Origin of the sequence: Pelomonas caseinilytica (assembly GCF_021353235.1) — a bacterium.
Lineage (GTDB): Bacteria > Pseudomonadota > Gammaproteobacteria > Burkholderiales > Burkholderiaceae_C > Pelomonas > Pelomonas caseinilytica.
Map to the genome: position 1 here is coordinate 688,011 of NZ_JAJTWT010000002.1, position 24,137 is coordinate 712,147.

The following is a 24,137-nucleotide window of genomic DNA, read 5'->3' on the forward strand; positions in this document are numbered from 1 at the left end:
GGCGGGTCGGTATCTACTGGCCGTCATCAAGGAGACATGGTCGATGGACACACCGTCCGCCGCGCCGGCCCGGCGCGAGGGCATGCGCCTGCGCCTGCCGCCGGCCGTGCGCAACCGGCAGATCCTGGACGCCGCCCTGGCCGTGTTCTCCGAACATGGCTATGCCGCCGCGCGCATGGACGACATCGCCCTGCGCAGCGGCCTGTCCAAGGGCGGGCTGTATGCCCATTTCGCCAGCAAGGAACAGGTCTTCGAGGCCCTGTTGTCGCGCCTGCTCGCGCCGCCCAGCCTGGCGCGGCCGGCCGGGCCGCTGAGCCTGGAGCAGTGGGTGGACTGGCTGCTGGACGAGATCTACGCCCGCTTCAGCGAGCCGGGCCTGCGCGCCGGGCTGCGTCTGCTGGTGGCCGAGGGCGAGCGCGTGCCGGCGCTGGTCGCGCAATGGCATCTCCAGGTCGTGCAGCCCTACGAGGAGGCGGTCGCCGCTCAGTTGGCCGTGCAGCAGCCCGCCGATGGAGGCGCAGAGCCGCCGCTGCTGGTGCGCGAGCCCTGGCTGGCCCTGTCGCCGGCCGTGCACGGCCTCATCATGCAGACGGTGCTGCCCCCCGCCATGGCCCCCGGCCGCGAGCGGCTGCGCCGCGGCCACCGCGAGCTGCTGCTGCGCTTGCTGCAGCCTAGGCCGCCAGCTTCGGCAGCGTGATCTCGAACTGCGCACCGCCGCCGGGGAGGTTGCTCGCCCGCAGCGATCCGCCGTGCTGCTCCACGATGCCGTAGCTGATCGACAACCCCAGGCCCGTGCCCTTGCCGACCGGCTTGGTCGTGAAGAAGGGGTCGAAGATGCGTGACAGGTCCTCGGGCGCAATGCCCGGCCCGTTGTCCTCGACGCGGAGGTGGACCAGCCCGCCCGACTCGTCCATGAGGATGCGCACCTCGGGCTCGCCCGAGGCCTGCTCGCCGGTGGCGTCCACGGCGTTCTGCAGCAGGTTCATGACGACCTGCTGAAGCTGCCCCGCATTGCCCCTGACGAGGCGTGGCGGGCCCGGCTGCCACAGCAGCCTGAGGTGGCCGGGGGCGCCCTTGCCAATCCACAGCACCGAGCGGTCCACGACCTGGTTCAGGTCCACCTCCTGGCGGGTGTCGGCGTCGATGGCGGAGAAGCGCTTGAGGCCGTTGACGATGTCGGCGGTGCGCTGGGCGCCTTCGAGCGTGCCCTCCAGCAGCGAAGGCAGGTCGTGCAGGATGTGGGGCACGCGCAGCCGCGCGCCCAGGGCCTGCAGCTCGGCCGGCGTGCTGCCGGCGTGGACGGCCTGCAGGTAGTCGCGCAGGCGCTCGCTGTAGCGCGCCAGGGCGTGCACGTTGCCGAGCACGAAGCTGATGGGATTGTTCAACTCGTGCGCCACGCCGGCGACCAGCCGGCCGAGCGAGGCCATCTTCTCGGAGTGGAGCAGCTGCTGCTGGGTGTGCTTGAGCGCCTCGTGGGCGGTGCGCAGCTCCTGGTAGGCGCGGCGGATCTCGGCCGTCGGCCGGCCCACCAGCACGGTGCCGACCCGCCGCCCGGACGCCGCGAAGCGCGGCGTGCAGTTGGCGTCCACCGGCACGCTCTCGCCACCCGCGCCGCGCAGGTCGAGCTCGATGGATTCGCCCCGCCGCGTCGGGCTGCGGTTGGCCATGACGGCGCGCGCCCGGGCCACGCTGGCCTCGCCGGCCAGCAGGTCGTAGAGCGAGGTGCCGCGCAGCTCCTGCTCGCTGCGGCCGACCACGTCGCACAGCGCCGCATTGGTCTCCTCGATCAGGCCCTGGGCATCGCAGACGACCAGCACGTCCGACATCGCCGACAGCACGCTCAGGATGAACTGCTGCGACTGCTCCAGTTCGGCGTTCTTCTTCTCGAGCTCGATCTCGTCGTGAACGAGCTGGGAATAGACCTCGTCCATCTTCTGGATCACGTCGACCCAGGCGGCGTCGTCCATACCCTGGGGCGGCGCCGGCGGCTCGGTGCGGAAAGGCGGGCGTGGCGGCATGGTGGCTCAGTGCACGGTGCAGACCATGCAGGGGTCGAAGGAGCGCACGATGTGCTGCACGGCCACCGGCGTGTCCTCGCCTTCGCGCACGGGCGCGCCCACGAGGGCCTGCTCCAGCGCGCCCGGCGTGCCGCCCGCGTCGCGGGGCGAGAAGTTCCAGCTCGTGGGCGCGACGATCTGGTAGTTGGCAATGCGCCCCCCGCGCACCGACACCCAATGTCCGAGGCTGCCGCGGGCCGCCTCGTTCAGCCCCATGCCCTCGCCATCGGCCGGCAGCCGCGCGGCCTCGCAATAGGGCTGCTGCGGCTGCAGGGCCTGCAGCCAGGCCTCGATGAGAGGCACGACGCGCGCCAGCTCCAGCACCCGGGCCAGCACCCGCGTGAACACCGTGCCGCCATGGCGGGCCACGGCGTCGTGCACGAGCGGATGGCCAGCCGCCAGCTGGCGGGCGATGGCACCGGTCTCGACGACCTGGCCGGACAGGCGCGGCGCCTTGTTCCAGGTGTAGGCCCCGGGCTTGTCGGCCTCGGGCTGGGTCAGGCCCTCGCTCGGGTGGCGCGGGCCGCCGGCATCGGACAGCCAGGCATGCGTCGCGTCCTCGCGGATGGCGGCCGTGTCCAGCGGCTGCAGCTGGCGCAGCGCGGCGTCCCACACGCCGGCGGCGAAGGCATGGCCGCCTTCGGGCCGCGGATAGGCGCCGTAGCTGAGGTAGCGGCCCGGGCCGGGGCCGAGGGCCGCGAGCGCCGGGTCGAGCATGGCGGACAGGAAGAGGCGGAAGTCGCCGCGCGCGGGCTGCGCGGCATGCCAGGCCCACAGCGCCTCCTCGCTCGCCAGGGCGTCGAAGGCTTCGAGCGGCGTGCCCCCGAACAGCTCGCGCTCCAGGAAGCCGCGGAACTCCCGCACCCGCGCCAGCAGCCGCGTGCGCTCGGCCGGCTCCACGGCGCGCGTCGAGCCGCCCGGCTCCAGCCCCTGGGTGTGCGGCCACTTGCCGGCCAGCGTGCCGAGCAGCTCGAACCAGCGCTGCCGCGCGGCGATGGCCTGGCGCACCTGTTCCCCGCGGTCGGCCGTGAAGCGCGCCACCGCCTCGCCATGCCAGGCGCGGCCGGCGTAGGCGGCGCGGGCGAAGTCGGGCATGAAGAAGAGGTAGAAGTGGGTCAGGTGGTCGGCCAGGTTCTCGATGGCGAGGATGGCGTTGGTGACGTGGCGGCCGTTGGCCGGCATGGCCACGCCGGCCAGGTCGGCCAGCGCCTGGGCCGCCGCCACCGACTGCGACACCGAACAGATGCCGCAGATGCGCGGCACGTAGACCAGGGCATCGTGGGGCGCCTTGCCGCACAGGATCTGCTCGAAGCCGCGGTACATGGGCGAGTTCACGTGGGCGGCCCGCACGCGGCCGTCGGCCACGTCCAGCGTGACCTCCAGGTCACCTTCGACACGGTTGAAGGGGCCGACGATGAGGCGCGTCATTTGAGTCGGGTGCGCTTGATGGCCGGCGTGACGACACGATGGTCGGCCGTGGCATTCACCTTGACCCGCTTGGGCGTGGCCGACTTGGACAGCGACGCCAGCGCGACGAACCAGGCCTTGGGCATGTCGGTGGGCAGGCCGATGGGGATGCCGGCGATCTTGGGCGTCTCGTGGAAGGGATGGCCCGGCTCCTGGAAGCCCGGCTCTGTGCAGGCGATGCAGGCATAGCCGCCGCGCGTGCACGAGCCCTCGCCGTTCCACAGCCGCGTGTTGCAGTCGGCATGCACCTGGGTGCCCTTGCAGCCCATGTGCTCCATCATGCAGCCCAGGTCCGAGGGCTTCTCGGCGCTGGCCTTGAACTCGTAGAACTCGTTGCGCGTGCAGCCGTGGTGCACCAGCTGGTCGGCGTACAAGCGCGGGCGGCCGAGGGCGTCGAGATCGTCGGCCTGCAGCTCGCCGGCGGCCAGGGCCATCAGGGTGTCGAGCACCCAGCCCGGGTGCGTGGGGCAGCCGGCCACGTTGACGACCGGCAGGCCGCGCCCGGAGCGGAAGGCCGCGCCCAACAGGCCGCCGATGCGCTCGTCCTCGTACTGCAGGCCGCAGGCGTCGGTGGGGTTGGCGCCGCCGGCGGTGATGCCGCCCCAGGCCGCGCAGCTGCCGATGGCGGCGACGACGCCGGCCCGGGCGGCCAGGCGCTGCACCCAATCGATCATCGGCAGGCCGGTGCCGGCCAGCAGGTGGAAGCGCCCCGTGCCATTGGGCCCGCGCAGCAGCGCGCCTTCCACGCACAGCGCGTCCAGGCGGACCCGGCCCTGCAGCACGTCGTCCAGCAGCGCGAGCACGTCGCCACCGGTCTCCAGCGACAGCGACGGGTGCCAGAGCAGCCGGATGCCGGCATCGCGCAGCTGCCCGTGGAAATCGGTCGTGTCGGCGCACAGCAGTGACATGCTGCAGCCCCCGCAGCCGCCGGACTGCAGCCAGAGCACGTTGAAGGCCTGCTCGTCCATTCCGATCAATCCTCCAGCCCGAAGCGCTTCATCTTGCCGCGCAGGCCGACGCGCGACAGGCCGAGCTCCGCCGCCGCGCGGGTCTTGTTCCAGCGGTGGCGCAGCAGGGTCTCGCGCAGCAGCATGGCCTCCACGGCGTCCAGCCGCTCGACCAGGGTGCCGCTGGATGGCAGCACCGGCGACTGGGCCTGCACGCTGCGTCCGGCCTGGCCCTGCAGCACGCGCGACGAGAAGGCCGCGGCGCCGACCTCGTCGCCATCGCTCAGCGCCACGGCGCGCGAGATCTCGTTGCGCAGTTCGCGGATGTTGCCGGGCCAGGGGTAGGCCAGCAGCGCGGCCAGCGCTTCATCCGCCAGCTGCACGGGGCCCCGACCGAGCGCGGGCGCCACGTCGGCCAGCAGCCGGCGGGCGATGGGGCCGATGTCGCCGCTACGCTCGCGCAGCGGCGGCACGGTGAGCGTGACGCAGGCGATGCGGTAGTAGAGGTCCTCGCGGAAGAGGCCGTCGCGCACGCGCTGCTCCAGGTCGCGGTGGGTGGCGGCGATCACGCGCACGTCCACCGGCACCACGCGGGTGGCGCCCACGGGCCGCACCTCTCCCTCCTGCAGCACGCGCAGCAGCCGCAGCTGGAAGGCCGGCGAGGTCTCGCCGATCTCGTCGAGGAAGAGGGTGCCGCCGTCGGCCCGCTGGAAGAGGCCGACGTGGTCGTCGAAGGCGCCGGTGAAGGCGCCGCGCTTGTGGCCGAAGAGCTCGGACTCCAGCAGCGTGTCGGTCAGGGCCGCGCAGTTCTCGACGACGAAGGCGCCGGCCGCGCGCGGGCTGGCGTAGTGCATGGCGCGCGCCAGCAGCTCCTTGCCGGTGCCGGACTCGCCCTGCACCAGCACGCTCAGGTCGACGCGGGCCATGCGCTCGGCCAGGGCACAGACGCCGTCCATGGGGCTGCCCGGCAGGCGCTCGATGCGATCGAAGTCGAAGGTGGCGCGGGCGCGCTCGAGCTTGCGCTCGGCCCGCTGGCGCAGCACCGGTGTGCTGGTGCGCAGCTCCAGGTCCAGCCGGTTCATGTCGCGCTGCAGGGTGCGCGCCTCGGCCGCGTTGCGCACCGTGCCCAGCAGGTGCTCGGGAATCCAGGGCTTGAGGATGTACTGGTAGATGCCGGCGTCGTTGATGCCGGCGATGATGTCCTCGGAGTCGGTGTAGCCGGAGATGACGATGCGCACCGTGTCGGGCCAGCGCTCGCGCACCTCCTTCAGGAAGGCCACGCCGGTGACGCCAGGCATGCGCTGGTCGCACAGGATGACGCTCACGTCCTGGCGCTCAAGGTGCAGGCGGGCCTCGTCGGCGCCGCTGGCGGTGAGCACGGCGAAGTCCTCGTCGAGGGTGCGGCGCATCGCATCCTGGGACCGCACTTCGTCGTCGACGACCAGCACGACGGGCTGGGAGGGGGGCGGGGTCATGCCGCCCCCTCGGTGGGACCGGAAGGAGGGGAACCGGGCTGAGTTGGACGCATGCGGGACACGGGGTTCGGGCGGCGGCCCGGCGGCGGCGGCCGGCGGGGCATCTTAAGTCGTCGCTGCGGGCGACGGAGGCGTCAGCAGATGCGCGGCAGCTGCTCGCCGCTGAGCCAGTCCACCACGCGGCGGCCACCGAAGCGGGTGTCCATCTGCACGAAACGGTGGGCGTCCTCCACCACCACGCCGATGCGCGCCGCCTGGCGGCCGAGCGGATGGTCGTGCATGGCGGCCAGCACGGCCTCGGCAGCCTCGGGCGCGCAGACCGCCACCAGCTTGCCCTCGTTGGCGACGTAGAGCGGGTCCAGCCCCAGCAGCTCGCAGGCCGCATCGACCTGCGGCTTGACGGGGATGGCGGCCTCGTCGAGCAGCATGCCGGCGCCGGACTGGCGCGCGATCTCGTTGAGCGTCGTGGCCAGGCCGCCGCGGGTGGGGTCGCGCAGCACGCGCACGCCACCCGGCACAGCCGCGAGCATGTCAGCCACCAGGCCGTGCAGGGCAGCGGAGTCTGACTCGATGGTCGTCTCGAACTCCAGCGACTCGCGCCTGGACAACACCGCCACGCCGTGGTCGCCGATGGTGCCGGAGAGCAGCACGACATCGCCCGGCCGCGCATTGGCCCCCGACACGTCCACCCCCGCCGGCACCAGGCCGATGCCGGTCGTGCTGATGAAGACGCCGTCGCCCTTGCCCTGCTCCACCACCTTGGTGTCGCCGGTGATGACGGGCACGCCGGCCGCGCGTGAGGCGGCGGCCATCGAGTCGACCACACGCTTGAGTTCGGCGAGCGGGAAGCCCTCTTCCAGGATGAAGCTGGCCGACAGATAGAGCGGCCGCGCGCCGCACATGGCCACGTCGTTGATGGTGCCGTGCACGGCCAGGGAGCCCAGGTCGCCACCGGGAAAGAACAGCGGCGACACGACGTGGGCGTCGGTGGCCATCACCAGGCGCGCGCCCGGCTCGCAGGGCGGCAGGGTGAAGGCCGCGCCGTCGTTGCCCTGGGCCAGCCATTCGTTGGACAGCGCGGCCTGGAAGAGTTCCTCGATGAGCTGGGCCGAGGCCCGGCCGCCGGCCCCGTGGCTCATGTCCACGCGGCCGTTCCTGATGTCCAGCGGACGGATGTAGTCCTTCCTCATGCCACGGCCTCCACGCGCACCGGGATGTCCCGGAAGCGCCCATACGAGTAATGCGCCGCGCAGGCGCCTTCGGACGACACCATGCACGAGCCCACCGGGTTCTCGGGCGTGCAGACGGTGCCGAAGATCTTGCAATCGGTGGGCTTCTTGACGCCGCGCAGGATGGCTCCGCATTCGCAGGCCTTGTTGTCGGGCACGGCGCGGTAGTCCAGCCCGAAGCGCACCTCGGCGTCGAACTCGGCATAGGCCGGCCGGATGCGCAGCGCGCTCTGCGGCACCTCCCCGAGGCCGCGCCACTCGAAGCTCGGCCTCACCTCCAGCACCTCGTCCACCAGGGCCTGGGCGTGGCGGTTGCCCTCGCGGCCGACGGCGCGGGTGAACTCGTTCTCCACCTCCGCCCTGCCCTCGTTGACCTGGCGCACCAGCATCAGCACTGCCTGCATCACGTCCAGGGGCTCGAAGCCGGCGATGACGACGGGCTTGCGGTAGGCCGCTGCGAAGGGCTCGTAGGGCGCCGAGCCGATGACGATGCTGACGTGGGCCGGGCCGACGAAGCCGTCCAGCGGCACGGTGCCGTACTGCCTCACCTCGGGCGACTCGAGGATGTGGGTGATGGCCGCCGGCGTGAGCACGTGGCAGCACAGCACGCTGAAATTCTTCAACCCCTCCTCGCGGGCCCGGCGGATGGTGAGGGCGGTGGGCGGCGTGGTCGTCTCGAAGCCGATGGCGAAGAACACCACCTCGCGGCCGGGCTCGCGGCGCGCCATCTCCAGCGCATCCGCGCCGGAATACACCATGCGGATGTCGCCGCCGCGGGCCTTGGCGCGCACCAGCGAGAGGCCGTCGGAGGCCGGCACGCGCATGGTGTCGCCGTAGGTGCAGACGATGGCGCCGCGCGCCAGCGCGAGCTGGATGGCCAGGTCGATGCGGCCGATGGGCAGCACGCAGACCGGGCAGCCGGGGCCGTGCACCATGCGCACGTTGGCCGGCAGCAGCTCGGCCACGCCGTAGCGCGAGATGGCATGCGTGTGGCCGCCGCAGAACTCCATGAAGCTGTAGGACCGCTCGGGCCGGGCCTCGGCATGCAGCCGGGCGGCGATCCTGCGGGCGATGTCGCCATTGCGGAACTCGTCGATGTATTTCATGTCGGGCATCCGGAAATGCAACCACGGAGGTGGTTGCCTTTGGTTGTCACTGCGCTGCCAGTTCGCCGAACATGCGCAAGGTGCGCTCGGCCTCCTCGGGGTCGATCATCCCGATGGCATGCCCCACGTGGACGATGACGTAGTCGCCGACGACCGCCTCGGGCACGAGGGCCACGGAGATCTCCTTGCGGATGCCGCCCAGGTCCACGAGGGCCTGGGCGCCAGGCCGGAGTTCGATCAGTCGGGTGGGGATGGCTAGGCACATGGGACGGTCCCGGTTTGGAAGGCGAGCTGGCGGGAGGCGACCCAGGCCTGGCCCAGGGCCAGGCCGGCATCGCCGCAATTCGTGGCGCGCGGCCTGAGCACGCGCAGGCCGTGCGAGGCGAGCCGCTCGGCGAGCCGCGCGCTCAGCACCGCGTTGAAGAAGCAGCCGCCGCCGAGGCAGACGGTGCGGACGCCGGTCTCGCGCGCTGCGGCGGCGGCCCAGTCGGCCAGGGCCCCGGCCAGCGAGACGTGGAACCAGGCCGCCGCCTCGGCGCCGCCGGGGCCGTCGAGCAGGCGCGCCAGCAAGGGGCGCAGGTCCAGGCGCTCCAGGGCGCCGGGGTCGACGAGGCCGTCGGCAGGTGTCACGCCGGCATGCTCCAGCCAGCCGGCCGCCAGCGCCTCCAGCGCGATGGCGGCCTGCGCTTCGTGCGCCTGGCGCACGCTCAGGCCGAGCGCTCCCGCGGCGGCGTCGAACCAGCGGCCGGCGCTGCTGGTGACGGGGCAGCTCAGTTGCGCGGCCAGCATGCGCTGCACGCCTCGCGCCGCAGTCGCACCGACCACGGGTGCGAAGCGCGCCTCGATCTCGCCGCCCCGACCCAAGGCATGCAGGGCCGCCGCGGCCATGCGCCAGGGCTCGCGCGCCGCCACGTCGCCGCCGGGCAGGTGCAGCGGCCACAGGCCGCCCAGGCGCCGCCAGCCTTCGGGCGCCACCCAGAGCAGCTCGCCCCCCCAGGCCGTGCCGTCGGTGCCGAGGCCGACGCCGTCGAGGGCCAGGCCGACGACGGGCTCCTCCAGGCCGTGGTCGGCCAGCGTGACGCCGATGTGGGCATGGTGGTGCTGCACACCCACCGCCGGCACGCCCCAGGCCGCGGCCAGCTCCAATGCGAGCCGCGTGCTGAAGAAGTCGGGATGCAGGTCGTGCGCCACGGCGGCCACCGGCAGCGGCGATTCGGCGGCCAGCCGGCGCACCGAGGCGTCCAGCGCGCGGCAGGCGGCGGGGTCGCCCAGGTCGCCGTGCACCGCCGACCACTGCGCGGCACTGCCGTCCAGCAGGCAGGCGGCGTTCTTCAGCCAGGCGCCGAAGGCGAGGACGGGCGGCATCAGCTCTCCAGCGCGGCGCGGGCCTGGGCGAGCTCGGCTTCGAGCGCGGCGACGCGCTCGCGCAGCGCGGCCTGGCCGTCGTCCCGGGGCGCCGTCCATTCGAGCAGCCAGTCCAGCCAGGCGTCCATGCCTTCGCCGGTGGTGGCCGAGAGCTGGATGACCTGCAGCGTCGGGTTCACGCGGCGGGCCATGTCGATGCAGCGCTGCACGTCGAAGCTCAGGTGGGGCAGCAGGTCGACCTTGTTCAGCAGCATCAGCTCGGCGACGGCGAACATGTCGGGGTATTTGAGCGGCTTGTCCTCGCCCTCGGTGACAGACAGCACCACCACCTTGGCCGCCTCGCCCAGGTCCCACAGCGCCGGGCAGACAAGGTTGCCGACGTTCTCGATGAAGAGCAGGCTGCCGGTCGCTTCGCCGTGCCCGTGGTGATGGTGGTGGTGGTCGTGGCTGTGCAGCTGGGCGAAGGCCTCGGCCACCATGGGCGCGTCGAGGTGGCAGCCCTTGCCGGTGTTGACCTGGATGGCCGGCGCGCCGGTGGCGCGGATGCGGTCGGCATCGAAGCTGGTCTGCTGGTCGCCCTCGATGACGGCGACCTCGACCGCCGCCGCCCGCCGCTTCAGCGCCTCGATGGTGGCGCACAGCAGCGTGGTCTTGCCCGAGCCGGGGCTGGACAACAGGTTGAGGGCCGTCACGCCGTGGGCCTCGAAGTGCTGGCGGTTGCGCTTCGCGATGCGGCGGTTCTCGCCGAGGATGTCGGCCTCGAGCTTGACGGTGCGGGCCTGGCTCATGCCCGGCACCGACACACGCGCCGCGCCGGCACCGAAGTGCAGGTCGCCATGCGCGGGGTCCACGTGGACGTGGCCATGATCAGGGTCGTCGGCCTTCGCCGTTCCGGCGCCGCCATCGGCGCATCCGCACACCACACACATCGTCGTCTCCTCAATCGTCTACCAACAGGTCAAGCACGCGCAGCTCGGTCCCGCCGGTGGGCTGGAGCTGGTGGCTGGCGCATCGCGGGCAGGGGTCGCCGCGGCGGGCCAGGGGCATGGTGGCGGCACAGGGCAGGCACCAGGCCTGGCCTTCGGGTTCGTCGATGGCGATCTCGGCGCCCTGCATCACCGTGCCGGGCGCGATGGCCTCCAGCGCGAAGCGCAGGGCGCGCACCTCGACGCCGGCCAGGCGCCCCGCCTCCAGCCGCAGCGCGGTGACGCGCCGGAAGCCTTCCCGCCGCGCGGCGTCTTCCACCAGCTTCAGGATGCCCCCGGCGAGGCTGGCTTCATGCATGGGCGCGTTCCTCTTCCATGGGCTGCGACTCCACCTCGAAGCGCACGCAGGGATCGTAAGCCGCCATCAGCGCGGCGATGCGGCGCTGGGCGAAAGCCCCATGCGCCGGGCGCAGCCGCTCCAGCGCCGCGGCGACGGCGCCCTCGGCATGGAAGTTCCACTCCGTCGGCGCGAGCACCTGGTAGGCGGCCACCCGCCCGGCCCCGTCCAGGGCGGCGTGGTGGACGAGCAGGCCACGCGCCATCTCCACCCAGGCCAGGCCCTCGCCCGGCGCCACCTGGAGCGCGCCGAAGGCCAGCCAGCCGCTGCCGCTGCGGCCGGGCTCGTCGGGCAGGCTCAGGCGCACCAGCTCCGCCACGCGCGAACCCAGGCGCTGCCAGGGCGTCGCGGGCAGGGGGCGGGCGGCGTCGTTCAGGCGGGTCCAGCAGCCGGTCTCGGCGCAGTCGTCCTGCCAGAGGGGCTGGCGGCTGAAGCCCGGCGTGCCGCGCAGGCTGGCGGCCAGCTGGCGCAGCGACACGGTGCCGGCATGGGCGTGCAGCGGTTCGGCGGCGGCCACCGGCCAGTCGGCGGCGGCACGCGCATCGCGCACCAGGGCCGGCAGCCAGCCGTGGCCGGCCGTGCTCCAGTCGGACCACCAGGCCGGCGAGGCTTCCCAGCCCCGCAGCCAGTCGGCGGCGGGCATGGCCAGCAGGTGCTTTTGCAGCCAGAGGCGCGCGTCGCGCAGGTCCGCCTCGCGCGAGCGCAGCGGCGGGCAGGCCTGCAGCGACCGGGTCGCGTCGCCTGCGGCGGCGGGCGACAGCGCTGCGGGCCAGTCCAGGCCGATGCGCCGGGCGTGCTCGCACAGGGTCTCGTGCTGCAGCGTGCGGGCCGCGGCGGCATCGGCGGGCGCCTCGCCCCGTTCCGCCGCCTGCAGCGCCATCTGCGCGCACAGCCGATGGGCGTGTCCGCACAGGCTGTAGAGGCTGGCTAGCAAGCCGGGCACCTCGGCCGGCAACCTGCCGCGCGCCAGCGTGCCCGCCCAGTCGGGCCGTTCGTTGCGCACGCTGCCCGGGCGGGGAGCCCAGGGGCGCAGCCGCAGCACGCCCGCCAGGCGGTCCAGGCCGCTCATTGGTGCACCCTTCGGCCTTCGGCCTTTCCCGCCGAGCGGGAATGAGCTTGCTTGGGGCGACCCGGCGCGGCGCTCATGGCCCCGCCTCCGCGGTCGAGCGGCCGAACAGGAAGCCGCGGCGCCCCTTCGAGACGGGCGGCGCCGCCGGCCGCAGCTCGGCCAGCACCGCCCGGGCGGTGGCGCGAGCCTGGTCCTGGTCGGCGAAGTCGAACATGGGCGAGGCGAGCGAGCAGGCCTCGTAGGCGCCCAAGCCGGGCTCGTGGCCGCCGATGAACTCGAAGGACGTGTCGCCGATGCGGCGCAGCCGCGTCCTTCCCACGCCGGCCTCGGTCGCCTCGGGCTGCAGCGGCAGCCAGACGAGGTTCATGAACCAGGGTGTCAGCAGCACGCCCATGGCCGCGGGAGCCTCGCCCGGTTCGCCGGCCACCGGCTCGAAGCCGACGGCCTCGACGCACAGGGCCCGGTTCAGCACCGGCACGCCCGCCATGCGCGTGCTCTCGACGTGGCGGAACAGCGCCTGCAGGGCCTGCACGCGGGCGGTCAGCGCATTCATGTCGTCAGCACCATGAACTGCTCGGCCTCGCCGTCGCACTGCGGGCAGCGCCACCAGGACGGCAGGTCGGCGAAGGCCGTGCCGGGCGCCACCTGCCACACCTCGTCGCCCACGGCCGGGTCGTAGACCCACCAGCAGATCTTGCACTCGAGCCGGGCCTGCGCGGGCAGGCGCGCCGCGTCGCCCAGGTAGCTGCCCTCGAAACTCATGTGCCCTCCACCCAGGCCAGCACCTCGCGCAACCGCTCCTGCGAGTCCTGCAGGTCCTCGACGGCCGCCTGTGCCACTTCGGGCAGTTCGCTGACCTCGACGGTGTTGAGGATCACCACGTCCTGCGAGTTGTAGTAGACGACCCGCCAGGTGTTGGGACGCAGCGTGTTGGTGATGCGGCAGTTGCCGTAGCCGCGCGAGAGGATGAGCACGCGGCCGGTGCCGAGGTGGTGGTCGAGGAAGCCGATGTCCTCCACCGAGACGGGCAGCAGGGTGAGGTTGACGACGTGGGCCGGCTGGCCCGGGCGCCAGACGCGCCATTGGTCCTCGATCTCGGCCAGCAGGGCGGGCGCGTTCTGCACGTTCGGCGGCAGCGCCCCCTGCCAGCGCGGCACGGCCGGCTCGACGTCCTCGCGGGCCGTGGATTTCAGGACCTCGGGCACGTGGCCGAGTTCGACGACGTCGGACACGACGCGGCCGTCCAGCGTCGTCACGACGCGCCACACGCCCGCGAACACCGCCTCCTGCACCTGGACCTGCACCTGCGCATGGCCCCCTTGCACGATGGCGCTGACCTCGCCCTCGCCGAGCACCTGGTTGACGAGGGCCAGGTCTTCCTCGGCGAGGCCGGCGAGGTCGACGCGGCGGTTGCCGCCGCCCTCGCAGACAGCTTCGAGCTGGGCCAGGGTGTCCCGCAGCGCGGCATGGGCGCGGTGGCGGGCGGCCATTTCCGCGGGTTCGGGCAGCAGCGGCGCGCGGAAGGTCTCCATGCCCTGGGGCATGGGCATGTAGGCCAGGGTTTCGTCCTCGGCCTGGCTGCCGGGGCCGATGACGCGCACGGGGATGGGAAAGTCTTTCATGTCGTGTCCGGTGGTTCAGTGGCAGCCCGCGTCGCTGGCGCCGGCGGCGACGAGGGGGATACCGATGCCGGGCACGCGCGAGACCGGCATGGCCAGGGCCTCCTCGGTCTTGCGCAGGAAGACGTCCCAGTCGTGCATGCCCGACAGCGTCGTCACGTAGGCGCCGTCGCGCAGGAAGAGCAGCGTGGGCCAGCGCTGCGAGCCGAAGCGGCGGGCCAGCGCGTCCTCGTCCTGCCGGCGGACGACGCCGATCTGGAAGCGGCCGGGCAGGCTGCGCTGCAGCTCGGGCAGCACCACGGCGACGTCCTGGCCCTCGGGGAAGCGCACCGCGTCGCCGGCGAAGAGCACGACGCGGTCGCCGCCCTGGGCGGCCCAGGCGTCGAGGGTGTCGGCGTCCACCCAACTGGCGCCGAAGGACTCGGCCAGGCGGCTGACCAGGGGCGAGGTGTCGGGCAGGGCCTGGGGCGCCTGCACGGGCAGGGTCAGCAGGGATTCGGTGTTCATCGGACGGTCTCCGGTTGGGGGGGCGGCGCCAGTCAGGGCGGCCAGGTCGGTGGCGCTCAGTTGCGAGGGCAGCACGAAGGCCGCGTCCGCGCCGCCGCCCTCGCCCAGTTGCACGGCGGCCAGCAGGTCCAGCGTGGCGTTCACCTCGCCGGCACGCCCGGCGTCGATGCGCTCCTGGGCGCTGTCCAGGAAGACGAGCAGCCAGTCGCCCGGCCGCGGCTCGCCGACGAGGGCGGTGCGCACCCGGCGCCGCTCGCCGCGGCCGGCGCACAGCGCATGGCCGGGCTCGATGGCCAGCACCTGCATGGGAATGCCGATGCACATCGGTCAGGTCTCCTGCCGCGCAGGCATGAAGCGCTCGTCGCCGCTGCGGCAGGCCAGGGCCTCGGGCGGGCGCTGGGCTTCGTAGCGGCCCAGGGCCAGCTCGGCGAAGGTCACGGTCTCGACCTCGCTGAGCGGGCGCTGCCGCGGCACCGGCTGGGCACCCCAGCGCCGCAAGGCCTCGACGCCGACGGCCAGGGCCTGCTCCAGCGCCTGCTTGACCACCGGCCGCAGGCTGCCGCCGTAGTCGTCGATCTCCTCGGGCTGGCAGCCGACGAGCAGCACCTCCTTCGGGTAGCGCTCGGTCAGCTGGGCCAGCATCAGCACCTCCTGGAAGCCGGTCTGGTGCAGGCTCATCTTCTTGGCGCCCATGAAGCGGGGCACGTCCTCGTTCTCGACGAGCTTGAGGGCGCCGGGCGCCAGGCCGTAGTCGATGGCATCGAAGATCAGCAGGCGGCCGGCCTGCTGCACGTGCTGGACGAGGTAGAGGCCCTGGGTCCCGCCATCGACGAGCTGCACGTGGGGCGCGAATTCGTAGCGCTGTTGCAGGGCCTCGATGCAGCGCACGCCGAAGCCTTCGTCGGCCCACAGCACGTTGCCGATGCCGAGCACGCAGATCGTCTCGGAGGTGTCACCGTAGGGGTGACAGGCGTTTTCGGGCGAATCGGGGCGCATCGGACTCATGGCAAGGCGGATCAGGGGTGGGAGGCGAGGCGCGACCGGGAGCGCATCTGCTTCCAGGCGTGGAAGCTGTCCCAGGCGGACTGCAGCGCCAGCAGGAAGGCGGCGTCGCTGCCGAACACCAGGGCGCAGCGCAGGGCAGTGTCGGGCGACACCGCGCGCTGGCCGTGCACGATCTCGTGCAGGCGTCGCCGCGACATGCCCAGGCGCCGGGCCGCGTCGCTCTGCGAGAGCGCCAGCGGCGCGAGGTAGTGCCGCTGCAGGAAGCGGCCGGGGTGGGTCGGCAGGCGCACGGGCACGCCCGCCGGCGGGTGCCGCAGACCGCGACGGGTGGGCTCCGCCTGCGGGCCGAGCGCCGGGCCGCTCCCAAGCCGGCCCGCGCTGGCGATGTGCTCGGCGGTCGCGCCGCCGGGCATCGCCGTCCCCTCGGGGGACCGACCGGGCATGCCCGCGTTCAGCGGAGCAGGGCTGGACGAGGGGCTCACGGACGTCAATCTTTGAAGGTTCGATGGCCGGAGATCATGGTGCTGACCACGCTGGAGCGGCCCATGATGTCCTCGCGGATGGCGGCGTAGACGTGCAGGATGACGAAGACCACCATGGCCCACAGGCCCAGGTGGTGCCAGGTGTGCACGTCCTGCGACTGGCCGAACAGCGGGATGACCCAGCCGAAGAGCCGGTCCTGCCACGAGCCCGCCTGCGAGCCCTCGGCATAGAGGGCGAAGCCGGTGACCAGCATGAAGACGGTCAGCAGGAAGAAGCCGAAGAACATCGCCAGCCGCGCCAGCGGGTTGTGGCCCACGAAGCGGCCCGGCCGCGGGCTGACGAAGGCATACCACTTCACCATGCCCCACAGCTCCGCCCAGTAGGCCCGCTGCAGCAGCGGCACCCAGAACAGCTCGCGGGCGTGGTGGTTGCCAACCGCCGCCCAGTAGAGCCGGCCGATGAGGCCCACCGCCAGCACGTAGCCGGCGGCGAAGTGGGCGAAGCGGATGTAGCCCATCAGGAAGTTGGCGCTGGCCTCGCCGGGCTGGGTGGGCAGGGGCGAGCCGATTAAATAGCCGGTCAGGGCCAGCACGACGATGGCGGCGGCGTTGACCCAGTGCCAGGCGCGCACCGGCGCCTCGTAGACGTAGACGGACTTGATGGAGCGCGCGGCGGCGACTTCGCCGGCGTCGGTGATGTCGTCGCGGCTCAGGCCGTGGTGGGTGGTGGTGTCGGACATGGCGTGCCCTCCTGTGGTGGCCGGCTCAGAGGCGCCCGGCCAGCAGGGCCAGGCCGCTGAAGCCCACCAGGCCCGCGGTCGCGCGCCAGGCCCAGGCGCGGCCGGCCTGCAGCCAGCCGCCGACCGCCAGGCCTGCACCGTGCAGCAGCGCCGAGGCTGCCATGAACCCTGCTGCATAGCCCGCGAACGACTGGCCGGCGGCCAGCTCGGCTCCGTGCGCCATGCCGTGCAGCAGCGCAGCCACGCCGACGAGAGCCAGGCCTGCCGGCACCGGCAGGCGCAGCGCCGTCGAACGGGCCGCGATCATCAGCGCGCCGAGGGCGGCAACGCTCACCGCCACACCGGCTTCCAGCCCCGGCAGCTGCAGGCCGAACCGCGGCAGCGCCGCGCCCAGCAGCAGCATCGCCAGGAAGACGGCCGGGCCCGCCACGCGCCGGCCCGCAGGCAGCGCGGCGGCCGACCACAGCCCCACGGCCACCATGGCCAGCAGGTGGTCGAAACCGGCGAAGGGATGGGCGAGGCCGGCGGCCAGGCCGGAAGCGTCATGCCCGGGATGGGCCTGCGCAGTGCCGGCGAGCAGGGCCAGCATGGCGATGCCGCCGCGGCGGGCCAGCGAGTTGAATCGTGTCATGTCGTCTCCTGTTCTTGTGGGGTTCAGCGCACCTTGACGGTGGTGAGTTCCTGGCCGTCCGGGCTCATCACGTGCGTGGAGCAGGCCAGGCAGGGGTCGAAAGAGTGCAGCGTGCGCAGGATCTCCACCGGCTGCTCGGGGTTGACCATGGGCGTGTTCATCAGGCTGGCCTCGAAGGCGCCGATCTGGCCCTTGGCGTCGCGCGGCGAGCCGTTCCAGGTGGTGGGCACGACGCATTGGTAGTTCTCGATGCGGCCGTCCTTGATGCGGATCCAGTGCCCCAGCGCCCCGCGCGGCGCGGCCACCGTGCCCACGCCCTTGGCCTCCTTGGGCCAGGTGGAGGGGTCCCACTTGTCGACGTTGGCGGTGGCGAGGTCGCCGGCCTTGATGTTGCCGACCAGCTCCTTGTAGTCCTCCAGCATCATCTCGCCGCAGTACTGCGACTCGAGGCAGCGCGCCAGGGTGCGGCCGATGGTGGTGGGCAGCAGCTGCTTGGCCGTGTAGTCGGTCGTCGGCAGGCCCAGGGCCTTGGGGAAGTCGGTGTTGACGATGCGGGCCGAGCTCTCGACCTGCTCCTTGACGCGCTGGGCGTGCTTGTGGCCCTTCAGGGCATGCGCGTAACCGAGGATGTAGCGCGACAGCGGGCCGACCTCGACGGCATGGCCGCGCCAGCGCGGCGACTTGATCCACGAGTACTTGGCGCTCTCGTCGATCTCCTCGATGGCGGTGCGCGTGCCCTTGGTCTTGGCGCCGAGCTGGTAGTTGGGCTCCGTCACGCCGTCCCAGGGATGCAGGCCCTTGGCTTCGTCCGCGTACTTGTACCAGCTGTGGGCCACGAACTCCTGCACCTGCTCGGGGTCGCGGGGGTCGACGGCGTGGATCTCGTCCCAGTTGCCGCCCAGGATGGCGCCGCCGGGCAGCTGTTGGGTGGCGTGGTCGCCCATGACCTTCTCGTAGGTGCCGTAGTCCATCACGTTGGTGGCCGACAGGCCGCCGCCGTGCAGCCAGCCGGCCTGCTTGTAGATCGTGCCGATGGCCAGCACGTCCGGCAGGTAGACGTTGTTGTTGAACTCGATCATTTCCCGGATGCGGGCCTCGACGAAGTTCAGCCTCTCCATGTTGATGGGCGCGCCCGCGGCGCCGTTGCCGTCGAGGTTGATGGCGCAGGGCACGCCGCCCACCAGGTAGTTGGGGTGGGGGTTCTTGCCGCCGAAGATGGTGTGCACCTTGACCCATTCCTTCTGCAGGTCCAGGGCCTCGAGGTAGTGGGTCACGGCCATCAGGTTGGCCTCGGGCGGCAGCACATAGGCCTTGCTGCCCCAGTAGCCGTTCATGAAGGGGCCGAGCTGGCCGCTCTCGACGAACTTCTTCAGCCGGTTCTGGATGTCGCGGAAGTAGCCGGGCGAGGACAGCGGGTGCGAGGGCGACACCAGTTGCTGCAGCTCGCTGGTCTTCTTGGGGTCGGCCTTGAGCGCCGAGACGACGTCCACCCAGTCCAGCGCATGCAGGTGGTAGAAGTGGACGACGTGGTCGTGCACCTGCAGCGTCTTGGCCATGATCTCGCGGATCAGGTAGGCGTTCTTGGGGATGGTGATGCCGAGGGCGTCCTCCACGGCGCGCACCGAGGTCAGCGCATGGCAGCCCGTGCACACGCCGCAGATGCGCTCGACGAAGGCCCAGGCGTCGCGCGGGTCGCGACCCTTGAGGATGACCTCCAGGCCGCGCCACATCGTGCCGGTGGAGACGGCGTTGCGGATGACGTTGTTGCTGTCGACGTTGACCTCGCAGCGCATGTGGCCCTCGATGCGGGTCACCGGGTCGACGACGATGCGCCGCCCGGAGTTGTCCATCTTGAAGCCTTGAGTTTCGTAAGCACCCATGTCTTGTCTCGCTCTTGTCAGACCTTGGTGGTCGTGTCGTTGCTGGGCTCGCGCTTGTGGGCGGCACGCTTGATGGCCGAGGCGGCGGCATGGGCCGCCACGGCGGCCCCCACCACGCCGGCGGCCGTGGCGCCCACCTTGTCGGCATTGGCCTCGATGCCGAACTGGTGGATGTCCGTGAGCCGGTTGTAGAACGAGCCCTTGTCCCAGAAGCCGTCCTCCGAGCAGCCGATGCAACCGTGGCCGGCCTTGATGGGGAAGCTGGTGCCGGCGTTCCACTGCACGGTGGAGCAGGCGTTGTAGGTGGTGGGGCCCTTGCAGCCGACCTTGTAGAGGCAGTAGCCCTTGCGCGCGGACTCGTCGTCGAAGGCCTCGACGAACTGGCCGGCGTCGAAGTGGGGCCGGCGGTAACACTTGTCGTGGATGCGCTGGCTGTAGAACATCTTCGGGCGGCCCTGGCGGTCCAGCTCGGGGATGCGGTCGAAGGTCAGCATGTAGGTGATGACGCCCGTCATCACCTCGGCGATGGGCGGGCAGCCCGGTACCTTGATGATGGGCTTGTCGAAGATGACCTTGTGCACCGGCGTGGCCTGCGTCGGGTTGGGCTTGGCGGCCTGCACGCAACCCCAGCTCGCGCAGCTGCCCCAGCTGATGATGGCCTTGGCGTCCTTGGCCACATGCTTGAGTTGCTCGATGAAGGGCTTGCCGCCGATGATGCAGCTCATGCCGTCCTGGTTGAGCGGGGGGTTGCCCTCCACGGCCAGGATGTAGTTGCCCTTGTACTTGGTCATGATCTCTTCAAGGATGGCCTCGGCCTGGTGGCCAGCGGCGGCCATCAGGGTGTCGTCGTAGTCCAGCGAGATCATGGACAGCACCACGTCCTTGGCGAGCGGGTGCGCCGAGCGGATGAAGGACTCGGAGCAGCAGGTGCACTCCAGGCCGTGCAGCCACAGCACCGGCGTGCGCGGCTTGGTTTCCATGGCGTGGGCGATCTGCGGCACGAAGGCCGGGCCCAGGCCGAGCGACGTGGCGGTGAGCGAGCAGTACTTCAGCAGGCTGCGGCGCGAGATGCCTTGCCGGCGCATGACCTCGTAGAAGGTTTCCATCTGGGCTTGTCTCCTGGCCTGTACGGGCTTGTTGTCGGGGCCGCCTCCGCGGCGGGTGACAGCCTTCTTACAAGTCGCGCGCCAGTTCCGCGCCGTCCAGGGAAAACACCGAAAGCGCGCCGCAAGCCCTTGATATGGCTCAAGAAAAATTCCCGGCCCGAGGCGCCGCCGCGGCCTCGCTGCAAGCAGCGCTTCCAGCCATGGCGCCGCACCGGAAGCGGCGCTTGCAGCGCGGTGCCGACAGGCCTCAGTGCGCCGAGGCCAGGCCGCGCCGCAGGCGCCGCAGGTTGAGCACCACCGCCAGCGCGACGCAGGGCACCGCCGCGCCCAGCACCCAGGCTTCGCTCGCGCCCAGGGCCTTGGCCAGCGGCTTGAGGGCATAGGCGGCCAGTCCCACGCCGTAGTAGGTCATGGCGATGACTGACAGTCCCTCCACCATCTCCTGCAGCCGCAGCTGCAGGCCCTGGCGCCGGTCCAGCGAGGCCAGCAGCGACTGGTTCTGCCGCTCGCGTTCGACCTCGGAGCGCGTCTGCAGCAGCTGGGCCGCGCGGGCGATGCGCTTGGAGAGCTCCGCCTGCCGCGCCGCCGTCGCGGTGCAGCTCTCCACCGCGGGCCTGAAGCGCCGGTGCAGGAACTCCGACAGCGGCTGCAGCCCCGGCACCACGGCCTCGCGCAGCTCCGCCATGCGGCGCTCCACGATGCCTGCATAGGCGCGCGTGGCGGAGAAGCGCGCACCGTGGTCGGCCAGGGCATGCTCCACGCGGGCGGCCAGGGCCACCAGCTCGCCCAGCAGCGCCTCGTCGCCTTCGGCGGCGCCGCGGAAGCGCTCCATCAGCGAGGCCAGCTGCGCCTCCTCGGCGCCCAGTTCGCCCATGCGGCGCGAGGCCAGCGGCAGGCTCAGCAGGGCCATCATGCGATAGGTGTCGATCTCGACGAGGCGCTGCACCGTGCGGCCGGCGCGGCGGCGGTTGAGGGCGTGGTCGAACACCAGGTAGCGGGTCAGGCCGCCGACGCTGCGCAGGTCGGTCACCACCGTGGCGGCGCCGTCGGCCACGCGGTTGCCCACCACGGGCTCGCTGCCGAACAGCGGCGCCACCTCGCGCACGTGGGGCGGCTCGCCGGCACAGGGCAGCAAGGCCACCAGCGTGGCCGACACCATCTCGCCCGGCAGGCGGGCCAGCCAGCCTTCGGGCAGCACGCCGAGCCAAGCAGTGTCGAAGGCGCCGCCCTGCGCCGCCTCGCAGAACACGCTCAGGCTGAAGAACTCGGTGTGCCGCTCCCACTTGATGCGCAGCCCACGCCACTGCAGGCGCTGGTGGGTGGGGCCGCCGATGGCGCCTGCGGCCGGGTCCAGGGCCGCCAGCTCCGCCAGATGGGCCAGGCAGAGTGCGTCCTGGGCCGCGTCGGTCCGGAGCGTGGCCACAGAGAGCACGCGGCCGGGGCTGGCCAGGGTTTCGAAGGGCCGGGCGTGGAGTTCGTCGGCCAGGCGCTGGCGCTGCGGCAGTTCGCGCGGCAGGGCCAGGGTTTGGGTGGAGGGCAGGAGGTTCATGCCTTTTCCTTCCGCACATTGCGTGCCTGCGCCGTCGTGGAGCGCCGGCGGGGGACGGCGGTGCCGGCGCCGGCCGGCCCGCCGCGCAATTGTTCGAGGATGAGACGCTGTCCCTCGTCGGCGAGGAACTGCTTGAAGGCCGAGGCCACCTGCGGCAGCCGGCGCGAGGCCAGGTGCATGGCATACCACTCCCGCTCCAGCGGGTTGCCGGCCATGGGCAGCAGGCCGAGCAGCCCGGCCTGCAGCTCCAGCCCGCAGGTGTGCAGCGACAGGAAGGCCGCGCCGAAGCCGGCCACGCACATCTGCTTGATGGCCTCGTTGCTGGACATCTCCGAGCCGATGCGCAGCGGCAGGCCGGCGTCCTTGTGCAGCCGCTCCAGCGTGGTGCGCGTGCCCGAACCGCGTTCACGCACCAGCAGGTTGGCATCGTGCAGGTCGGCCAGCGAGAGCCTGCGCCGGGACATCAGCGGGTGGTGCGGCGAGGCCAGGAAGGCCATGGGGTGCTTGGCGAAGGCGACGGCCGTGGTCTTGAGCTCGCCGGGCGGCCGGCCCATGATGGCGATGTCCACCTCCTGGCCGCCCAGCATGGCGACGATCTCGTCGCGGTTGCCCACGTGCAGCTTGACCTTCACGTGCGGGTGCTCGCCCGCGAAGGCCACCAGCAGCGGCGGCAGCAGGTACTCGGCCGTCGTCACGGCGCCCACGCGCAACGTGCCGGAGAAGACGCCGTGCTGGGCCGCCATCTCGTCGCCGGCCTCGCGCCAGAGGTCGAGGATGCGCGCCGCGTAGCCGGCCATCACCTCCCCTGCCGCGCTCAGCCGGATGCCCCGCCCCGCGCGCTCCAGCAGCGGCGCGCCGGCGCTTTCCTCCAGCAGCTTGAGCTGGATGGACACGGCCGGCTGGGTCAGGTGCAGCTCGCCCGCGGCGCGCGAGACGCTGCCCAGGCGCGCGACCGCATGGAAGGCGGCGAGCTGGCGGAAGGTGGCGTTCTTCAGCATCAGTAAAAGCCAATGAGTGGCGCAAAAGAATTAACTATTGCGAATGTATTCGCGTCCCTACATTCGCGTCCATCGCCACCGTCCCGATCAAGGAGAGCGCCCATGGGCAACATGACAGAAGCCACGCAGATCACCGACGCGAGGAAGCGTTACTCCGCGGGCGTCCTCAAGTACGCGCAGATGGGCTACTGGGACGCCGACTACCAGCCCCGGCACACCGACGTGCTGGCCCTGTTCCGGATCACGCCGCAGGACGGGGTCGACCCCATCGAGGCCGCCGCCGCCGTGGCCGGAGAGTCCAGCACCGCCACGTGGACCGTGGTCTGGACCGACCGCCTGACGGCCTGCGACATGTACCGCGCCAAGGCCTACCGGGTCGACCCCGTGCCCAACAACCCCGGCCAGTACTTCTGCTACGTCGCCTACGACCTCAGCCTCTTCGAGGAAGGCTCCATCACCAACGTCGCCGCCTCCATCATCGGCAACGTCTTCAGCTTCAAGCCGCTGAAGGCCGCGCGGCTGGAGGACATGAAGTTCCCGGTGGCCTATGTCAAGACCTTCGCCGGCCCGCCGACCGGCATCGTCGTGGAGCGCGAGCGCCTGGACAAGTTCGGCCGCCCCCTGCTGGGCGCGACCACCAAGCCCAAGCTCGGCCTGTCGGGCCGCAACTACGGCCGCGTCGTCTACGAGGGGCTCAAGGGCGGGCTGGACTTCATGAAGGACGACGAGAACATCAACTCCCAGCCCTTCATGCACTGGCGCGACCGCTTCCTCTTCGTGATGGACGCCGTCAACAAGGCCAGCGCCGCCACCGGCGAGGTCAAGGGCAGCTACCTCAACGTGACCGCCGGCACGATGGAGGAGATGTACCGACGCGCCGAGTTCGCCAGGTCGCTGGGCTCCGTGGTCATCATGGTCGACCTCGTCGTGGGCTATACCGGCATCCAGTCGCTCAGCCACTGGTGCCGGCAGAACGACATGATCCTGCACCTGCACCGCGCGGGCCACGGCACCTACACGCGGCAGAAGACCCACGGCGTGAGCTTTCGCGTCATCGCCAAGTGGATGCGCCTGGCGGGGGTCGACCACATCCACGCCGGCACCGCCGTCGGCAAGCTCGAGGGCGACCCGCTGACCGTGCAGGGCTACTACAACGTCTGCCGTGACACGCGCACGGTGGTCGACCTGCCCCGCGGCCTCCATTTCGACCAGGACTGGGGCGCCCTGCGCAAGGTCATGCCGGTGGCCTCGGGCGGCATCCATGCCGGCCAGATGCACCAGCTGCTGGACCTGTTCGGCGACGACGTGGTGCTGCAGTTCGGCGGCGGCACCATCGGCCACCCCCAGGGCATCCAGGCCGGCGCGACGGCCAACCGCGTGGCCCTCGAAGCCATGGTGCTGGCCCGCAACGAGGGGCGCGACATCCGCGCCGAGGGGCCGGAGATCCTGCGCGAGGCCGCGCGCTGGTGCACGCCGCTGGCGGCGGCGCTGCAGACCTGGGGCGAGGTGAGCTTCGACTACGCGCCGACCGACACCTCCGACTACCTGCCCACGGCCTCCGTGGCCTGAGCCTTCCGACCCA

Annotated in this window: 25 protein-coding genes; 2 read left to right on the forward strand and 23 right to left on the reverse strand. The window is 72.0% G+C overall.

What is annotated here, in order from left to right; genetic code table 11:
- The first annotated feature begins 43 nt into the window (after positions 1-43).
- Entirely contained in the window at positions 44-697 is a 654-nt protein-coding gene (locus LXT12_RS06860; RefSeq protein ID WP_233390680.1) for a TetR/AcrR family transcriptional regulator, read from the forward strand.
- On the opposite strand, the gene LXT12_RS06865 is transcribed toward LXT12_RS06860, so the two are convergent.
- The 23 genes from LXT12_RS06865 to LXT12_RS06980 all read right to left on the reverse strand — a co-directional run bounded on the left by LXT12_RS06865 (position 672) and on the right by LXT12_RS06980 (position 22,555).
- Positions 672-2,018 carry a sensor histidine kinase gene (locus tag LXT12_RS06865; protein WP_233390681.1) on the reverse strand — a complete coding sequence of 449 codons (1,347 nt, stop codon included), beginning with the start codon at positions 2,016-2,018 and terminating at the stop codon, positions 672-674. The genes LXT12_RS06860 and LXT12_RS06865 overlap by 26 nt on opposite strands.
- Positions 2,019-2,024: 6 nt before the next feature.
- Positions 2,025-3,485 (reverse strand): nickel-dependent hydrogenase large subunit, encoded by a 1,461-nt coding sequence (locus LXT12_RS06870; protein WP_233390682.1) that lies wholly within the window; start codon positions 3,483-3,485, stop codon positions 2,025-2,027.
- Positions 3,482-4,492 (reverse strand): NADH-quinone oxidoreductase subunit B family protein, encoded by a 1,011-nt coding sequence (locus LXT12_RS06875; RefSeq protein ID WP_233390683.1) that lies wholly within the window; start codon positions 4,490-4,492, stop codon positions 3,482-3,484. Before LXT12_RS06875 ends, LXT12_RS06870 begins: the two co-directional genes overlap by 4 nt.
- Before the next feature lie 5 nt (positions 4,493-4,497).
- Positions 4,498-5,946 carry a sigma-54-dependent transcriptional regulator gene (locus LXT12_RS06880; RefSeq protein ID WP_233390684.1) on the reverse strand — a complete coding sequence of 483 codons (1,449 nt, stop codon included), beginning with the start codon at positions 5,944-5,946 and terminating at the stop codon, positions 4,498-4,500.
- Between the two features lie 134 nt (positions 5,947-6,080).
- Complete coding sequence (hypE, locus tag LXT12_RS06885) at positions 6,081-7,136, reverse strand: hydrogenase expression/formation protein HypE (RefSeq protein WP_233390685.1); 1,056 nt, start codon at positions 7,134-7,136, stop codon at positions 6,081-6,083.
- Complete coding sequence (hypD, locus tag LXT12_RS06890; RefSeq protein WP_233390686.1) at positions 7,133-8,281, reverse strand: hydrogenase formation protein HypD; 1,149 nt, start codon at positions 8,279-8,281, stop codon at positions 7,133-7,135. The genes hypE and hypD overlap by 4 nt, the downstream gene beginning before the upstream one ends.
- Before the next feature lie 46 nt (positions 8,282-8,327).
- Entirely contained in the window at positions 8,328-8,546 is a 219-nt protein-coding gene (locus LXT12_RS06895; protein WP_233390687.1) for a HypC/HybG/HupF family hydrogenase formation chaperone, read from the reverse strand.
- The gene (locus LXT12_RS06900) at positions 8,537-9,646 is read right to left on the reverse strand and encodes a Kae1-like domain-containing protein (protein WP_233390688.1); all 1,110 of its coding nucleotides are present in this window, start codon (positions 9,644-9,646) and stop codon (positions 8,537-8,539) included. Before LXT12_RS06900 ends, LXT12_RS06895 begins: the two co-directional genes overlap by 10 nt.
- On the reverse strand, positions 9,646-10,575 hold the full coding sequence (gene hypB / locus LXT12_RS06905; protein ID WP_233390689.1) for a hydrogenase nickel incorporation protein HypB: 930 nt from the start codon (positions 10,573-10,575) through the stop codon (positions 9,646-9,648). Before hypB ends, LXT12_RS06900 begins: the two co-directional genes overlap by 1 nt.
- Before the next feature lie 10 nt (positions 10,576-10,585).
- Positions 10,586-10,930, reverse strand: coding sequence for a hydrogenase maturation nickel metallochaperone HypA/HybF (locus LXT12_RS06910; RefSeq protein WP_233390690.1), 345 nt, complete (start codon positions 10,928-10,930; stop codon positions 10,586-10,588).
- Complete coding sequence (locus LXT12_RS06915) at positions 10,923-12,038, reverse strand: hypothetical protein (protein WP_233390691.1); 1,116 nt, start codon at positions 12,036-12,038, stop codon at positions 10,923-10,925. Before LXT12_RS06915 ends, LXT12_RS06910 begins: the two co-directional genes overlap by 8 nt.
- 73 nt (positions 12,039-12,111) lie before the next feature.
- Positions 12,112-12,591: a [NiFe]-hydrogenase assembly chaperone HybE gene (gene hybE, locus LXT12_RS06920; protein WP_233390692.1), complete on the reverse strand. Its 480-nt coding sequence runs from the start codon at positions 12,589-12,591 to the stop codon at positions 12,112-12,114.
- On the reverse strand, positions 12,588-12,800 hold the full coding sequence (locus tag LXT12_RS06925; protein ID WP_233390693.1) for a rubredoxin: 213 nt from the start codon (positions 12,798-12,800) through the stop codon (positions 12,588-12,590). The genes hybE and LXT12_RS06925 overlap by 4 nt, the downstream gene beginning before the upstream one ends.
- Positions 12,797-13,660 (reverse strand): hydrogenase expression/formation protein, encoded by an 864-nt coding sequence (locus tag LXT12_RS06930; RefSeq protein ID WP_233390694.1) that lies wholly within the window; start codon positions 13,658-13,660, stop codon positions 12,797-12,799. Before LXT12_RS06930 ends, LXT12_RS06925 begins: the two co-directional genes overlap by 4 nt.
- A 15-nt stretch (positions 13,661-13,675) precedes the next feature.
- Positions 13,676-14,488, reverse strand: coding sequence for a HypC/HybG/HupF family hydrogenase formation chaperone (hypC, locus tag LXT12_RS27110; protein WP_419964761.1), 813 nt, complete (start codon positions 14,486-14,488; stop codon positions 13,676-13,678).
- A gap of 3 nt (positions 14,489-14,491) precedes the next feature.
- Positions 14,492-15,160, reverse strand: a complete 669-nt coding sequence (locus LXT12_RS06945) for a HyaD/HybD family hydrogenase maturation endopeptidase (protein ID WP_233390819.1) — start codon at positions 15,158-15,160, stop codon at positions 14,492-14,494.
- Between the two features lie 20 nt (positions 15,161-15,180).
- Positions 15,181-15,612, reverse strand: a complete 432-nt coding sequence (locus LXT12_RS06950) for a HigA family addiction module antitoxin (protein WP_233390695.1) — start codon at positions 15,610-15,612, stop codon at positions 15,181-15,183.
- A 44-nt stretch (positions 15,613-15,656) separates the two neighbouring features.
- The gene (cybH, locus tag LXT12_RS06955; protein ID WP_233390696.1) at positions 15,657-16,391 is read right to left on the reverse strand and encodes a Ni/Fe-hydrogenase, b-type cytochrome subunit; all 735 of its coding nucleotides are present in this window, start codon (positions 16,389-16,391) and stop codon (positions 15,657-15,659) included.
- Between the two features lie 25 nt (positions 16,392-16,416).
- Positions 16,417-17,022, reverse strand: a complete 606-nt coding sequence (locus LXT12_RS06960) for a HupE/UreJ family protein (protein WP_233390697.1) — start codon at positions 17,020-17,022, stop codon at positions 16,417-16,419.
- 23 nt (positions 17,023-17,045) lie between these two features.
- Entirely contained in the window at positions 17,046-18,902 is a 1,857-nt protein-coding gene (locus LXT12_RS06965) for a nickel-dependent hydrogenase large subunit (protein WP_233390698.1), read from the reverse strand.
- A gap of 17 nt (positions 18,903-18,919) precedes the next feature.
- A complete protein-coding gene (locus LXT12_RS06970; RefSeq protein ID WP_233390699.1) occupies positions 18,920-20,008 on the reverse strand; it encodes a hydrogenase small subunit in 1,089 nt (362 codons plus the stop codon).
- A 247-nt stretch (positions 20,009-20,255) separates the two neighbouring features.
- The gene (locus LXT12_RS06975) at positions 20,256-21,557 is read right to left on the reverse strand and encodes a DUF3422 family protein (RefSeq protein ID WP_233390700.1); all 1,302 of its coding nucleotides are present in this window, start codon (positions 21,555-21,557) and stop codon (positions 20,256-20,258) included.
- Positions 21,554-22,555, reverse strand: coding sequence for a LysR family transcriptional regulator (locus tag LXT12_RS06980; RefSeq protein ID WP_233390701.1), 1,002 nt, complete (start codon positions 22,553-22,555; stop codon positions 21,554-21,556). The genes LXT12_RS06975 and LXT12_RS06980 overlap by 4 nt, the downstream gene beginning before the upstream one ends.
- Before the next feature lie 102 nt (positions 22,556-22,657).
- Between LXT12_RS06980 and LXT12_RS06985 the strand changes: the two genes are divergently transcribed.
- Entirely contained in the window at positions 22,658-24,124 is a 1,467-nt protein-coding gene (locus LXT12_RS06985) for a form I ribulose bisphosphate carboxylase large subunit (protein ID WP_233390702.1), read from the forward strand.
- Positions 24,125-24,137 lie beyond the last annotated feature (13 nt).